Below are 16,315 nucleotides of genomic sequence, written 5' to 3' on the forward strand. Positions count from 1 at the left end.
ATGATTGTAGGGAAATAATTGATTTAACAAAAATAAAGATAAAACCTTTTAGCAATAAATGAAAATAAAAATTTAGCAATTATTAATTCCTATCTTCTTTATTACAAAGGAAGTATAAGACAATTAGAATTGTCATCTGAAAGTCTTTTTTGAAGATCACTAGAAAATTATTAACATATTTAACCTATCCTTGTATCAATATAATTTTTAAATAAAATGAATAAAGGAACTGTAAAGTTTTTCAATGAAACTAAAGGATTTGGTTTTATTACCCCTGAAAATGGTGGAGACGATGTATTTGTACACATTTCAGGCTTAAAAGATCAAGTTAGAGAAGGCGATAGCGTTAGCTACGAAATTGAAAACGGAAAAAAAGGCTTAAATGCCGTTAATGTAAGAATAAACTAATTACTATTATATTTTCTTGCAAAGCAGCTTCCCTCATCGGAAGCTGCTTTTTTTATGTTACAAATCATGAGCATTCATTTGCCGCCTTTATGATTAGGCTACTTCTGGAGAAGTGTATACATTATAAGGATTTAATCTTTTTGCCACTGCATAGGCCAACCAAACTGCCATTGCTAAAGGCAATACTAAGCTATAGCCATTAGGAACCATACTACAGATTAGAAAAACGGCAGTAAACCGACCGTGTATCGCTGCTGCCAATGTCGAAGCAGCACCGATCAAAGCAAAATTAAGCACGATCAAATCTAAGCCAAAAATCAGATTACAAAGGATTGCAGTAGCCATTCCTAAAAATGCTCCAGCAACGATGCTTGGTGCAAATACCCCTCCGTCTCCACCCGCACCTAAGGTCAAAGAAGCAACAAATGGTTTTAATAAAATCAATAGCAGCAAAGAAAATGGTATAACGGCTGATGCAGCAGGTTGTATAAGCAATCCGATCATTTCTTTAAGCCCATGATAGCTATCGCCATATAATGCTGGGAAAAACAAAATTAGAGTGCCGATCACGATAGCACCTATGTTAACACGAAGAAAATTATTACTAATCCTTGCAAATAGTTTTTTAGAAATAAGTACCAGCTTCATAAAATAAAGTGCCAATAGAGCTGCCAATACAGCCACTAAAGCCATAAATGGCAAACCGTACCAATGCCAATCTTGAACAGAGAAGGGTAATAACGTTTCTTTTTCAAAATAATAGATCCCAACATAAGCAATAACTGCAGCTATACTACTGCTTAGGAGCACTGTTTTTTTCCATCCCCTTGCAATAACTTCGATGGCAAAGAACCAGCCACCGAGGACAGACCCAAATAAAATCGCCACCCCTGCTGTTACTCCAGCACAGATTAACTCTCTCTTATATTTCATAGGCATCCATCCTTTTTCACTAAACTGATTGCCAACAGTTGCTGTAGCGACCACAGTAGAAACCTCTATCCCGGTAGATCCACCAAAGATAACTGTCAGAAAACCGTTGATATAGTGTGATGGGATTTTATAAAAAGGAAGATGATCCTGACGCGTATCCAATGAACGATAAATTTCACGAATTCCTTTGTTCTTCCTGTTCTGGAAAAAAGACTTTCTCAAAAAATAGATAATCGTGATTCCTATAGAAGGAAAGATCAGATATAAGTATATATGGAGGACCGGCACGAGCTCAAAAAGGTAATCTTGAAAATAGGTGGTCAGATGTTTAAGAGAATACGCCAATATCCCCGACAGCACAGCGACAATAATACTGCCTATCACAAGTTTAAAATAACTATAAAATTGTATCTTATCTTTCATGATTGAATTCATATTAACCGCACAAAGCTACCATAAAAAAAAACAGATATCTGGATAACTGCCCGAAAAAATAGCCTCAAAACTAAACCATTAAGATCATGATGACAATAATTTCATATTCTTTTGGAATTTTACAACTAAAAATAATGGGCCTAGAAATTTCACTACTTAAAAACGAATACACAAAACCATCATCGACTATTCGTCAATCATTGATATTATTTTTTCTCTTTCACGAGATAATTAACGACATTTGCGACTTTAGAAACTAAATCAACTTGGTAACAATAAAATTTGTAGCTTTGTAGCTACAAAACCATAAATAATGTAAACATTACGCGATTTGAATACAAATGAAAAAATAACTGTTTTAATGACTAAAAACAGCTTTTTTGATCATCTGATAGGAAGAGCGCTTTTATAAAATTATTTAAAGGCCCTCGCTTGATTAAGATCAGACATTATATGTCTTTTGGCACGATTTTTTCAACAGGAAGCAAAATTTGGGAATTGGTTTTTACTTATATCACGCTAATGAAAGTAACGATGGGATCTGATGTCTATAAGCTATTTTTCCTTGAGCCATATATCAGTAATTACCTAATATTTGAAACACGAACATGATTAATATTACGCTGATAAAGAAAAAACTACGGAAAGATAACCCGCGCTGGGTGATACTTTTGATCGATTTAGTGATCGTATTTGGATGTTATGCTATTTCCAACTTTATCTTCAATAGCATCCATGAACAATATTCTACAGCCATGATGCTTAAAAAGAGTGTGTTCATTCTAGTGGTTTATAGTCTAGCATTTACGATGATGCGCACCTATAAAGGCATTATCCGACAAACAGGGATTCAAGATGCTACAAAAATCTTCAAAACGGTATGGCTTGCCTTTATGTTATTGGCCATCCCAACCATAGCTATTCGCTATTATATACCTAAAGGTACGATAGCTGGTGATTTTTTACGTCTGTCGTATATCATTCTATTTATGCACAGTTTTTTTACGATGGTGATGTTGGTTGCTGCTCGTGTAACCTATAGAAGCATTTATGAAATGTTATTTCTACCCAATCGTAAAAACCGCAATGTACTGATCTTTGGAGCTTCAAGACCTGGTTTAGTCGCTTATTCTCTATTACGTGACGACCGCCGCGTGAAAAATCACATCGTCGCTTTTGTTGAAGATAAAGTTTCACGAGTTGGTAACCGCATAGCAGGGCTTCGCATTCTATATTTAGAAAAAATAGATCACGCTTTTATTGAACAATATAAGATTTCCGAAGTCATTATTGCTGTCGAAAACAATGATCCCGAGCGTTTAGTCCAAGTTACCGACCACTTTCAACAATTGAATGTCGAACTGAAAATAATGCCAAACTCTCGTGTTATGTTGAATTCGGGCGCGAAGCGTGAAATTCGAGCATTAAAGATTGAGGATTTATTAGGAAGAAAAGCCATTAAAATTGAAAATCCAGGTATTGATGCAGAATTGGATAATAAGGTTATTTTAATCACTGGTGCAGCCGGCTCAATTGGAGGGGAATTGTCGCGTCAGATTTCACAACGCAATTACCGTCACTTAATTTTATTGGATCAAGCCGAATCACCGCTGTACGATTTACAACAATCGCTAAAAGCGTCACATCCTGACCGTGTCAAGTGTATTGTAGGAGATGTGCGCGACAAGGTATTTATGGAACGGATCTTTAAACGCTACCGTCCACAGATGATCTTCCATGCAGCAGCATATAAACACGTTCCTTTGATGGAGCAAAATCCATATGAAGCAATTTGGACCAATTTGGTCGGCAGCAAAAACATGGCTGATCTTGCGGTAGCCTATGGTATCCATAAATTTGTCATGGTCTCTACAGATAAAGCAGTAAACCCGACTAATGTCATGGGAGCTACCAAACGTGCTGCAGAAATTTATGTCAATAGTTGCAGCTCTCTTGGAAAAACTAATTTTATCGTAACCCGATTTGGTAATGTCCTCGGATCTAATGGCTCCGTAATCCCATTGTTTGAAAAACAAATGGAACATGGTGGACCATTGACGCTTACACATGAAGATATCACACGTTACTTTATGACGATTCCAGAAGCTTGTTTATTGGTTCAAGAAGCAGGTGTAATGGGAAAGGGAGGCGAAATATTTGTTTTTGACATGGGCAAATCAGTCAAAATTATAGATCTTGCCAAGCGCATGATCAAATTAAAAGGATACCGCTATCCTGAAGATATCGATATTAAGATTGTTGGATTAAGACCTGGGGAAAAGATATTTGAGGAATTACTTGCCAATGATGAAAATACGCAAAAAACTCATCATCCAAAGATCATGATAGCACAGGTCAATCGCGAAGATATTGCTGAAAAATGCCATCTGATCCACAAGCTCAGTGAAGACATCACTACGATTGGTAAAGGAGAAATAAATGATATGAAATTGGTACAGCAACTTAAAAAAATAGTTCCCGAATTCAAATCTCAAAATTCGATATTTGAAGATCTTGATGAGGAAATTCAAGAAAAAATCATTGCTGAAGTTTAATCATATTCTGCAGCTTAATCCCTAAAAAAATAAAAATAGCCCGTAACAAAATTACATGGGCTATTTTTTACCATTAAAAATCCCCCAATATTCGATAGAAAATTTAAGAATATTACCATAGCTGTGCAACTATGTAAATTGACAGATGTAGACAAAACAGTTTGGTATCATACTATTAATTCTGTAATTATTTCAAATATTCTTTCGTAATTTGCCTAAGTAATCTGAATGGATTACTTAGGCATTTACCAGCATCAAGGATAGGAAGAAAAAGCTTACGCATTAGATTGATCTATACATTATAGATAAAAAAATCAAGAATTAAAAATATGCTTTAAGCAATAAGAATAAGCATGAAAGAAAAAAAAATATATATAGCAGGACACCGTGGTATGGTAGGTTCAGCTATAAAACGAAAATTAGAAGACTTAGGTTATCATAATTTTATTTTCCGCAGTTCCAGCGAATTAGATTTACGAGATCAATTACAGGTAAAGGAGTTTTTTAAACAAGAAAAACCTGCAATTGTTATTGATGCTGCTGCAAAGGTCGGAGGTATACTGGCCAATAATAATTATCCATATCAATTTTTAATGGACAATATGCAGATTCAGAATAACCTCATTCACGAATCACTAGAAAACAAAGTAGAAAAATTTATTTTTTTAGGATCTTCTTGTATATATCCCAAATTTGCAGATCAGCCTTTAAAAGAATCTAGTCTATTGACTGACAGCTTAGAACCAACCAATGAATGGTACGCATTAGCTAAGATTACTGGTGTAAAAGCTTGTCAAGCTATCCGTAACCAGTTTGGAAAAGATTACGTCAGCCTAATGCCTACCAATTTATATGGTACTCATGACAATTTCGATTTAACTAGTTCTCATGTATTACCAGCGATGATACGTAAATTTCATGAGGCAAAAATTCAAGGGAATACTTATGTAACTTTATGGGGATCTGGTAATCCTATGCGTGAATTTTTATTCGTAGATGATTTAGCAAAAGCTGTAGTCTTTGCTTTAGAGAACCAATTACCTGATTACCTATACAATGTTGGTACAGGCATAGATTTGAGCATTAAAGAATTAGCACATCTTATTCAATCAATAGTTGGGTACCAAGGAAATATTATTTGGGATAGTAGTAAACCAGACGGGACACCTCGTAAGCTAATGGATGTCAGCAAAATGCATGCATTGGGTTGGAAACATCAGATCGAACTGAAAGAAGGTATTGAGATCACATATCAGTGGTTTCTCAAAAATCAAAACAACTATAAAGAAGTAAAATTATAAGTATTAGATACTACTTAAATTAAGCATAAAATGAAAATTGCATTAATCACTGGTGTCACAGGACAAGATGGCTCTTATTTAGCAGAATTACTATTAGAAAAGGGGTATATGGTACATGGCATCAAACGCAGAGCCTCCTCTTTCAATACCCAACGTATTGACCATATTTATATGGATCAACATGAAAGCCATGTAAACTTTAAGTTGCACTATGGCGATTTAACTGATTCAACCAATATCATTCGCATTATCCAAGAAGTACAGCCGGATGAAATTTATAATTTAGGGGCGATGTCACACGTAAAGGTATCTTTTGATTCACCCGAGTACGTTGCTAATGTCGATGGAATTGGTACATTACGTATCTTAGAAGCAGTTCGTATTCTAGGACTAGAAAAAAAGACACGTATTTATCAAGCTTCCACATCTGAACTGTACGGTCTAGTACAGGAAGTACCTCAAAAAGAAACCACACCTTTTTATCCAAGATCTCCTTATGGGGTTGCTAAAATATATGGGTTCTGGATCACTAAAAATTACCGTGAAGCTTACCACATGTATGCGTGTAATGGTATTTTATTCAACCATGAATCTCCACGCCGAGGAGAAACTTTTGTTACTCGAAAAATTACGATGGCCACTGCAGCTATTGCTCTGGGTAAACAAGAATGCTTATATCTAGGCAATCTTAATGCTCAACGTGATTGGGGTCACGCAAAAGATTATGTTGAAGCAATGTGGCTTATGTTACAACAAGATGTCGCCGAAGATTTTGTTATAGCAACAGGAGTTACTACTTATGTTCGAGAGTTTGTCAGAATGGCATTTGCCGAAGTGGGTATTGAATTAGCTTTTGAAGGAAATGAGGCAACAGAAGTTGCCAAAATTAAAGCCTGTCATCATCCAGAATATCAATTGGAAATTGGAAAGATAGTTGTAAAAGTAGATCCAAAATATTATAGACCTACTGAAGTTGATCTTTTGGTAGGTGATCCAACAAAGTCAAATACACAATTGGGATGGAAACCTAAATACGACCTTGCACAACTGATAAATGAAATGATGCGATCCGATATTGCCTTAGCGAAAAAAAATAGTTAGCGCTAGATTCATTAATTTTTACAATTAAAAACAAAATATCCCGAGGTCAACTCGAGATATTTTGTCAATTTCTACCACTTTGGATTTTGCACCAATTTTGGATTTTTGGCAATTTCCGATGTGGGTAGTGGCCATAGATAATCTCGCTCCACATCAAACTTACGTAACGATGCGGGTTGTAGGACAATATAGTTCTGATCATTGACAACCGTTTTGTCCGACCATTTGTCACCCGTAGCTGTCAGATATTCTGTAAATAAATAACTCCCCAATAATGTTTTTGGCAATTCTACTTCTGCTGTTTTCCAACGGATGAGATCCCAATATCCATGTCCTTCAAAAGCCAGCTCTACTTTCCGTTCACGACGAATTTCCTCGCGCATACTGAGCCCATTACTTTTGACAAAAGCATTACTCAATTTTGACATGGCGACATATTGAGGTGCATCACCAGTCCCCACATTCACTTGAGGCAATCGCCCTCTCAATGCATTGATCGTTTGATCCAATACAGCATCACTTATCTGCTCATCCAATTCATAAATAGCTTCTGCATAATTTAGCAATACCTCAGCATAACGAATCACGGGACGGTCGATGTAAGAAGCCTGCAGTGTCCAAAAATCTTTTTTGGCATATTTTCGAATACCATATCCACTCGTCTGATAACTCGGATTTGGGATCGTATAGTTACTACTGGAGATAAATTCATCCCCTCTCTTAAAGATACTAAAACTCATCCGCGGATCTTTCTTATTGAAATACTGTGCATGAGTCATGGACTTGTCCGGTTTCTGATATAAAGGTGATTTTTGAATAGGCAATCCATCAGCCATCAGGTAATTGTCTACAAAATTTTGAGTGGGCACCACAGAGTTACCCTCATAATAGCGTTGTACCGGAGTAGATATAATACTATTCTCGCGATTGACTCCATAAAGTTTGACCATAATATTTTCCTTATTCGCACGACCTTCTCCCGCTTCTTGGAATAAATTATAGTACGCATTGTTGTTGGTCTCCCCCTGGCTTCCTGTTGTCGACGTACTAAACAGGGCATGTGCTCCGGAATTGATCACCGCTTCAGCAGCCTCTTTAGCTATAGTCAGATGTTTCTTTGAATCGCCATATTGATTAAACTTCTCGCGCGTTCCTTCAAATAATGCAATCCTTGACTTAAAAGCCAAAGCCGCAGTTTTAGAAATACGACCATACTCTTTTGCCGTATTCAATTCATCTGCCGATCGCAATACGGATATGGCATAGTCAACATCGTCTAAAATAAACTGCAACAGTTCTTCCCTAGAGGCGCGCTCTTTAAAAACATCGGGATCATCAACAGCCATTGTTTTGGTGATCAAAGGTACGCCTCCAAAACGTTTGAACATCTCAAAGTAATACCAGGCTCTAAAAAACCGTGCTTCACCGACATACCAGTTAATCTGTGTCTGATCACCTCCCTTTTTTATCACCTCTTCGGACTTTTCAATCAACTTATTTGCCTGAAAAATCCCATAATAACTATAATCGTTACTGGTTGCAGGAGCAACACGAGAACCATCACTAATCGTATTGGATGAGGTATTGGGATATGCATCTGTCGACCAATTATCGACCGTTACATCCGCAGTGGTTAAGCCCGGTACTGTCGAGTAAAAATAATTAGCGGCCAATCGCACATCTGCCACAGTGTTCCAAAAATTGGCATCACTCATAGCAGTTTCAGGCACTTCATTGATATCGCAAGAAGTAAGTGAACCTAACGATACAGAAGCTACTAATAGATATAAAATTCTTTTTTTCATGATCACTGTCTAATTAAAAATCAATATTTAAACCAAAGGAAATGGATGTTGCAAATGGATATGGCGATACTTTACCATCTTCAGGCTTCATCTCAGGATCGATCACACCTTTATAAATACCCAATTTGGAAATTGTCAATAAATCTTCTCCAGAAACATACATGCGTACCCGTGAGAATGGTAACTTTTTCATGGTTTCCTTGGTCAAAGAATAACCCAACTGAATATTTTTCAAACGTGCGTAAGCCCCGCTCATAAACCATTTATCCGAATTCTGAAAATTTTGTGTTCCTTCTAAGTAAGGTCTTGGATAAGCAGCATCGCGGTTTTCTGGAGTCCAGTAATCCATATGAAAGTTCATCGGTAAATAATACGAATATAACTGAGGTTGGATCAATTCATTGCTAGGTTTGAATTTACGTTTACCGATCCCCTGAATAAACATGCTGAAATCGATATTTTTATATCCAAAATTAAAATTGAAACCGTATTGATATCTAGGGTTGATGTCGCCTAAGTACACTAAATCACCGGTATCACCAAGGACATTTTTACCCGGAGAGATCTCTCCATTGCCATCCAGATCCACATAACGGATATCGCCCAATCCAGGTACGCCCGCTTTATTGATCAATTTCGCATAGCTCGGTGCATTTTTTAGATCCTCTTCCGTCTGAAAATAGCCATTGGTCTTATAGGCCCAGATCGAATTCAGCACATAGCCTTCTACTAGATTATTGACGCCTGAATAAACGATATGATCAGCACCACCATACTTGACCAATTTATTTTGATTATCCGCCAGGTTAAATGATGCTCCAAAAGTAAAATCATCACCGATCTTATCTTGATAACCCAAGCTGAGTTCCCATCCCCAGGTTTTCATTTTTCCAACATTTGATTTAGGAACATCAATACCAATAGTTGCAGGTAAGCTCACCCGAACCAACATATTATTGTTGTACTTATTATAATAATCAAATGAACCTTTTAACTTTCTATTCAAGAAACTAAAATCTAAACCAAAATTTTGAGTCTCTATCGTTTCCCAAGATAGATTTGTTGCCGGAATCATACCCTGATTGAGATAAGTCTGTCTACTATCGCCCAACAGTACATTTGATCCAGTCAAGAGCTGAGCAATAAAATCATAGTACCCTATCCCGACTTTGGAGCCCACTTTACCCCAAGATACGCGTGGTTTCAACTCATTGACGATAGATGATAAACCATCAAACCAGGCTTCCTTCGACATATTCCAACCCGCTGAAAAGGAAGGAAAGACCTTAACGCGCTCACCTGGAGTCAATCGTGAACTTTCATCACTACGTACAGTGACTTCAAATAAGTATTTTTCTTTATAATTGTAATTGAAACGACCAAAGTAAGATTGCATTTTCTCTGTAGACACCGACTGCGAATTGGACTTATTGAGTCGATCTGAGGTAAAGTTCAAACTCGGATTATCGTTGACATACAAATTCTTTGTCGACGCACTTAAGGTTTGATAGTCGTAAGCATAGAGCTGATACCCGCCCATGATATGGAAATGATGATCATCCGCAATTTTAACGTTATAATCTGCCACAGCTTGATAATTCTGGCTCAACGTTTTATGATCCGTGATTGCATAATTATTCGGATTATTCAATTGACTTGCGGTATTGGCTGTAGGACCCGAATAGAAGGTCACTGTTCGTCTGAAATTGCGATTTTGTTTCGTAATATCTTCACGGCTATACATCAATTTAACCTCCAGACCTTTCACCAACTTGTGTATGGTCGCGGTCGCATTGTTGAAGTAGGTACTGCTACGGTCCCGGTTAAATCCACCATCTTTCAATAACGCATACCCAAATGCTGATGAAGTACCACTTCGGTAATAGGTGCCATCTTCATTGAAAAGCGGAAAACGCATTCTGGAAGAGAAAAATTGACGTAAAATACCATTTCCGCCCCCATCTAGTCCATAGCCCCCATCCTGTGGATTATCAGTAGCTTGATTAATATAAGCACTCCCGATATCTAATTTGATATATTCATTGACTTTAGCCGATATATTGGCCCGCGCATTCCATCGCGTAAAATGGTCTTCACCGACCTTAAACATACCCGCTTGACTCATATTGCCCAATGAAGCCATGTAGGTTACATTTTCACTACCGCCCGAAAACTGCAGGTTGGTGTTGTTCATCGTGTAAGACTTCTTGACGACTTGGTCAATGAGATTTTCCTGATTGTAAGTCCGCCATTGTCCATTCGATCCCAGCACAAATGTAGGTCCATTCACCGCATAGTTGAGATCCTCCTCATTATACTCAGGAGCCAAACCAGCATTTGCCCGTGCGATATTGACATAATTCATTTCATCAATCAAGGACAATCTTTTAGGGATATTGGCCGGCATTTGCCAAGCCATATTGCTCATCAATGAAATCCGTGATTGTCCTTTTTGTCCTTTTTTTGTCGTGACCAATATCACCCCACCCGCTGACTGCGCCCCATAGATAGCTGTTGCACCACCATCTTTCAGCACACTGATATTTTCAATATCATTGGGATTTAAAGCCATAAACGTACCTTCCGAACTGATCACACCGTCAATCACAACCAGAGGAGCAACACCACCATTGGCAGAAGTGGCACCCCGGACTTCCATATTTAATCCTTGCGCCCCCGGTCTACCCGAATTTCTACTGATCACTAAGCCCGGAGCTGCTCCCTGTAGCATATTAACAACGGTGGGCGAAGGTCGATTCTGTAACACTTTGGCATCGATCTGTGAAACTGCGCTGGTCAGGTTGGTTTTCTTTTGACTACCGTAACCGACCACGACCACCTCATCAAGCATATCTTCCTGCGCTACCAAACGGACAACAGATGCCGCAGATGCAACCACTTCTTGATGGATATAACCGACAGAACTGAAGATCAAAATCGGATTAGAAGTTGTGATAGCGAGGGTATATTGACCATTCATATCCGTGGAAGTAGAACCCTTGCCACCTTTTTCTCTGACCGTTATGCCTCCCAGGCCCCTACCAGTTGCATCAACTACTTTTCCTGAAATTTGTTGTTGCCATACCCCTTTTGAATCTACTTTTTCCATCGCAAACAGGGGATGAGCGCCTGCCAAATTGGGCAGTGTACTCAACGAAAGTGGTGCTAAAAATGCAAGCTGACAGTATAATCTGGACCAGCTCCTGTGCTTTGAGTAATTGTGTTTAACCATATCGTGATTATTAGGTTTTTATTCGTGTAACTCTTGGTTATAGTCCAGCAATTGTAAACAAAAATAAATCACGGCTCCTATTTCATTATTCAAGCAAACGATTGCACATCATACGAAAACGATGTATCAAATCATGGCTCAAATCCTGAATAGAGCGATTGATAACAATCAATGAAAACTCAAATAAATCATCATAATAGAAAGAAAACAAGGTAAATACTCAAAAAAAGGCTGGTACCCATTGCATAGTATAAGCAGTCATCATCAGGGCATGGCAACGATTTACACAGGAATAAAAATGGATTGTTAATGGGACAAAACGGCTATCTGGAGCCGATATAGCATGCCGATTTATGCAAGAGCTACCAAGATTAGTATCTGTACAAATAGCGATGTTTGAGATCGGCAAGCGCAACAACTATATCAAGCGGAAAACGTCGCATAGCAGGATTTGTTGCTGTTTATTGAAACAGTAGAAGTATCAAACTCAACATGAATTAGTAGAACTGTACCAGATTGAACTGTGCACTGATAGCCGTGAGCAGTTTTTAATAGGTTTGTACCTCATCAATAATCTGTGGTACAGCCATCCTAAACCAATATGTAAATTTCTCCGGTTGCTCCGTTAGTTGTTTCATCAGTTCTGCTTTATCGATCCATTGATAATTTTGCACTTCATCGGGATTGAAGTTTGGCTGATCATCGGTATATCCTATCAATACATGATCATATTCATGCTCAATCAAGTTATTTTCAACTGGAGTATGGTACATAAAAGAAAAGAGATGATCGATATCACATTTTAATCCCATTTCATAGGCTAATCTTTGCGATGCACTCGCTTTAATCTCTTCCCCCCATTGTGGATGAGAGCAGCAGGCATTGGTCCACAATCCACCTCCATGGTACTTGTGCTGAGCACGTTGATGGATCAGCATCTGTCGCTCACTATTGAAGATAAATATAGAGAACGCACGGTGCAACATTCCTTTTTCGTGTGCTTCCATCTTATCCATTTCTCCCAGAGCATGATCTTGCTCATCAACCAATACAACTTTATTTCTGTCCATAATATCTTTTTGCTATTTATCTTGCAGTGCCGCCTGATATGCTTGAAGTGCCCTTGCTCGAGCAAATTCATGTCCTACAATAGGAGCTTCCAAGAGCTGTCCATAATCTGGATTCCAAGTTTTAACATATAGGAGATCTTCATCAAACTTTAATGTTTGTGCCGTAGGGTTGAAAATCCGAAAATAGGGTGCGGCATCACATCCTGAACCCGCTACCCACTGCCAATTACCATTATTTGCAGCAAGATCGTAGTCTAATAATTTTTGTGCAAAATAAGCTTCACCCCAACGCCAATCGATGAGAAGATGTTTGCACAAGAAACTAGCAACCACCATCCGTACCCGATTGTGCATAAAGCCCGTCTCATTGAGCTGCCTCATGCCAGCATCTACAATGGGATATCCCGTTTTTCCGGAACACCATCGTTCAAATTCCACCTCATTATTTCGCCATTCGATGGCATCGTATTTTGGTTTAAAACTAGCTGTCACGACCTGTGGAAAATGGTACAGGATCTGCATAAAAAACTCACGCCAAATCAATTCAGAAAGCCAAGTTTCATTATTTTTCAACGCAAAATCCACACATTTTCGGATTGATATCGTTCCAAATCGCAAAGCGATACCCAGTCGGGTGGTATGGTCCAGCGCAGGAAAATCACGCTTTTCTCCATAATCTTTTATGATATCTATCGCCAGTTGCGGCTGTTCAAATACGAGGTCGGTCTTTTGAAAGCCTAATGTTTCTAGACTTATAATATCTTGAAATGCTGCTTTATAAAAATTTTCCAGGGCAATGGTCTCCTGCCCGTAGTGTGCAGGCTGCAGCATACTCTTCCACTTTTTAGCATAAGGCGTATATACAGTATAGGGACTTCCATCCGCTTTAACAACTTCCGACTTTTCAAATATGACCTGATCTTTGCTTGCATAGCATGGAATACCGATCTCTTTTAGATCACGTTGCACAGCATCATCTCTTTTGATCGCCTGCGGTTCATAATCGCCATTGCAATACAACCCCTGTACATCATACTCCTGGCAGATCATTTTTATCACATCCAACGGGACTCCTGAATAGGTGTGCAGCGTAGAGCCATGCTTTTGCAAAGTCACATTCATCGCATGCAATGCCTGATGAATATAATCTACACGTCTATCATAACGCGTTGCTAGCCGGGTCAATATATCGCTGTCAAAAATAAAGATAGGCAGTACCGCGTATCCAGAAGCGATGGCCTGTTGCAGACCCCTATTATCTGCTAAGCGCAGATCTCGTCTAAACCAAAAAATAACTACTTTATTTTTCTTCATCGCCAACTCCTATTTCTTTGTCATGTGCTACCCATACGAATCGACTGGTATCATAACCAATCGCTTGAGCTGTTTTGATAAAGGAAGCTTTTATATCCTCCGGAATCGTGGTGTCGCGAGAAAGGATCCACAAGTAGTCAAAATTTTGACCTGCGACTAAGGCATAGCGATATGCAGGATCCAATGCAATAACATTATATCCACCATAGAAAGGTCCAAAAAAGGAAACTTTCAATGCTGCAGTCGTTTTCTGAGATCTGAACTTTGCTTTACCTTTGGCCGATTTCCACTCGTTTTTTACGGTATCATAGCCCCTATTCAATACGATTAAACTACCATCATCATCCAAATGATATTGAGCAGTGACCCGCTGCAGATTTTTTTCAAAACGATTGTCAACACGGGCGATCTCATACCATTTACCTAAATAGCGATCTGCATCAAAATCACGGATAGGCTGTACACCTTTAGGTATCATGGCACATGCGGAAAACAGGAGCATCACCAAAAAGCTAGCTATCCAGATATAGCGGTAGTGATTTTTCATGATCGTTATTTTTTTTGAAACCGTTTAAAAAAGTAGATATTGAGCATAAATTGTGCATACCCATACACCGCATCCTCTACTGGAATCGTCAGCATACGGATATTCAATATTTGATCCGGATTGTAATTAACGATTGGCGATTCCAGACCCGTACCCGTCAGTACCCCATTTACCATAAAGAAACCCGGCATCAAACACAGGTAGACGAACGATCCCTTTCCTATCCAACTTACTTTTGCGATATAATGCAGATAAAGTACAGTCGCTACAGTGATCAGCACCGTAACCAGAGGATATATTTTTTGGTGAAATAAGAACGCCACCAGTAAGCACACCAACACGGTAAACCACACCACGATCGTATTCAACTTATTTGCCCAATTGAGGTTGAAAAATTTATCCAGACAGAAATAAGTAAACACACATGAAAACGGTATGCAGATAAAAAACAACCATTCTTCGATCGGTAAACCACCGATTCTAAAAGGCATGGTATAGCTCGAGTTAAACCACCATACTCCCATTTTAGTAAAGGCGATATCCCATGCGATAAATGGAATTGCCACCAAAATACTTCCTTTAAGAAATGCTTTAAAATGTTTATTGAACTGTATTCTGCGATCAAATGAAAAAATAAAACAAATGATAACCGTCAAAAAATTGATCAGTATATACGTATATGTCTGCATCTTTAATCTTTTTTAAAATACATTTTAAAATATTTCACCGGCACCCAAAGAAATCCAAAACATTCGCCCTGCTCTCGCCCTAGATGTTTATGGTGCTGCTTGTGCGCACGCCTTATGGCCAATAAATAGGGGTTTTTTGTATTGCTTAGAAAACTGATCCGTTGGTGAATAAAAATATCGTGCACAAAAAAATAAGCCAGACCGTAGCACGTCACCCCCAATCCTATGTAGAAAATATAACTATATCCCTGCTGGCTACCGATATACATGAGTATAATAGCAGGTATTGCAAAAATGATAAAGAAATAATCATTTTTTTCCAGATGTCCCTCGGTACTGTGGTCATGATGATCTCTATGCAACATCCATAGAAATCCGTGCATCACATATTTGTGAATCAACCAAGTCGCTCCTTCCATCAAAAAGAAGGTCGCTATTACAATTAAGATATTCATCAAGATTGATTTTTAGTGTTAAACATTTTTTCTAATACTTCATATCGGTAAGCAAAAATATCCACGAGTTTGTTGCGTATCATCAATTTATGCGCGATTCGACCCAAATATCCCAATGGAAGCTTATAGGTCACGACATCCCTCATCATTACCCCTTCCTCATTAGGCGTAAATTCATGAAAATGACGCCATAGTGTATAAGGTCCATTTAACTGCTCATCCGTAAAACTGGCATAATCTTCTACCTGTGTTATTTTAGTTCGCCATTTCATCCTTATGCCCAACAAAGGCGTGACTTTATAATCGATGATCAGACCTTGATGGATGGGTTTATCTGCTAATTGGTTAACAATCACAAAATTCATCTTTTTAGGGGTGATCTTAGCTAAATTATGGGGTGACGAAAAAAAATCCCAAGCCGTTTGGATATCGCAATTCAACTGCTGTGTGGTCTCTATCTGATATATCAT

13 protein-coding genes are annotated in these 16,315 nt (G+C 38.4%); 4 read left to right on the top strand and 9 right to left on the bottom strand.

The genetic code is table 11. From position 1 onward, the window contains the following. The first annotated feature begins 216 nt into the window (after positions 1 to 216). Positions 217 to 408 (top strand): cold-shock protein, encoded by a 192-nt coding sequence (locus AC06G9_RS20215; protein ID WP_021190047.1) that lies wholly within the window; start codon positions 217 to 219, stop codon positions 406 to 408. 93 nt (positions 409 to 501) lie between these two features. Here the strand turns inward: AC06G9_RS20215 and AC06G9_RS20220 are convergent, their stop codons facing one another. Further along, complete coding sequence (locus AC06G9_RS20220) at positions 502 to 1,764, bottom strand: chloride channel protein (protein ID WP_480957034.1); 1,263 nt, start codon at positions 1,762 to 1,764, stop codon at positions 502 to 504. A 620-nt stretch (positions 1,765 to 2,384) separates the two neighbouring features. On the opposite strand from AC06G9_RS20220, the gene AC06G9_RS20225 reads away from it, so the two are divergent. The 3 genes from AC06G9_RS20225 (at position 2,385) to gmd (ending at position 6,733) form a co-directional block, all read left to right on the top strand. Beyond that, entirely contained in the window at positions 2,385 to 4,331 is a 1,947-nt protein-coding gene (locus AC06G9_RS20225; RefSeq protein WP_248755447.1) for a polysaccharide biosynthesis protein, read from the top strand. Positions 4,332 to 4,684: 353 nt separating this feature from the next. Continuing rightward, complete coding sequence (locus tag AC06G9_RS20230) at positions 4,685 to 5,632, top strand: GDP-L-fucose synthase family protein (protein ID WP_248755446.1); 948 nt, start codon at positions 4,685 to 4,687, stop codon at positions 5,630 to 5,632. 30 nt (positions 5,633 to 5,662) lie between these two features. Further along, positions 5,663 to 6,733 (top strand): GDP-mannose 4,6-dehydratase, encoded by a 1,071-nt coding sequence (gmd, locus tag AC06G9_RS20235; RefSeq protein WP_480957035.1) that lies wholly within the window; start codon positions 5,663 to 5,665, stop codon positions 6,731 to 6,733. A 71-nt stretch (positions 6,734 to 6,804) separates the two neighbouring features. On the opposite strand, the gene AC06G9_RS20240 is transcribed toward gmd, so the two are convergent. The 8 genes from AC06G9_RS20240 to AC06G9_RS20275 all read right to left on the bottom strand — a co-directional run bounded on the left by AC06G9_RS20240 (position 6,805) and on the right by AC06G9_RS20275 (position 16,315). Continuing rightward, the gene (locus AC06G9_RS20240; RefSeq protein ID WP_480957036.1) at positions 6,805 to 8,538 is read right to left on the bottom strand and encodes a RagB/SusD family nutrient uptake outer membrane protein; all 1,734 of its coding nucleotides are present in this window, start codon (positions 8,536 to 8,538) and stop codon (positions 6,805 to 6,807) included. A 13-nt stretch (positions 8,539 to 8,551) separates the two neighbouring features. Beyond that, positions 8,552 to 11,770 (bottom strand): SusC/RagA family TonB-linked outer membrane protein, encoded by a 3,219-nt coding sequence (locus tag AC06G9_RS20245; RefSeq protein WP_480957037.1) that lies wholly within the window; start codon positions 11,768 to 11,770, stop codon positions 8,552 to 8,554. Between the two features lie 548 nt (positions 11,771 to 12,318). Beyond that, positions 12,319 to 12,840 carry an isopentenyl-diphosphate Delta-isomerase gene (idi, locus tag AC06G9_RS20250; RefSeq protein WP_045753566.1) on the bottom strand — a complete coding sequence of 174 codons (522 nt, stop codon included), beginning with the start codon at positions 12,838 to 12,840 and terminating at the stop codon, positions 12,319 to 12,321. A gap of 12 nt (positions 12,841 to 12,852) precedes the next feature. Then, entirely contained in the window at positions 12,853 to 14,154 is a 1,302-nt protein-coding gene (locus tag AC06G9_RS20255) for a cryptochrome/photolyase family protein (protein WP_045753567.1), read from the bottom strand. After that, positions 14,141 to 14,701 (bottom strand): lipocalin family protein, encoded by a 561-nt coding sequence (locus AC06G9_RS20260; protein WP_281046746.1) that lies wholly within the window; start codon positions 14,699 to 14,701, stop codon positions 14,141 to 14,143. Before AC06G9_RS20260 ends, AC06G9_RS20255 begins: the two co-directional genes overlap by 14 nt. Before the next feature lie 5 nt (positions 14,702 to 14,706). After that, positions 14,707 to 15,390 (bottom strand): lycopene cyclase domain-containing protein, encoded by a 684-nt coding sequence (locus AC06G9_RS20265; protein WP_260947972.1) that lies wholly within the window; start codon positions 15,388 to 15,390, stop codon positions 14,707 to 14,709. Between the two features lie 2 nt (positions 15,391 to 15,392). After that, complete coding sequence (locus AC06G9_RS20270; RefSeq protein WP_084405312.1) at positions 15,393 to 15,845, bottom strand: sterol desaturase family protein; 453 nt, start codon at positions 15,843 to 15,845, stop codon at positions 15,393 to 15,395. Beyond that, positions 15,845 to 16,315, bottom strand: coding sequence for an SRPBCC family protein (locus AC06G9_RS20275; protein ID WP_045753570.1), 471 nt, complete (start codon positions 16,313 to 16,315; stop codon positions 15,845 to 15,847). Before AC06G9_RS20275 ends, AC06G9_RS20270 begins: the two co-directional genes overlap by 1 nt.

The organism is Sphingobacterium sp. MAE (assembly GCF_056711605.1).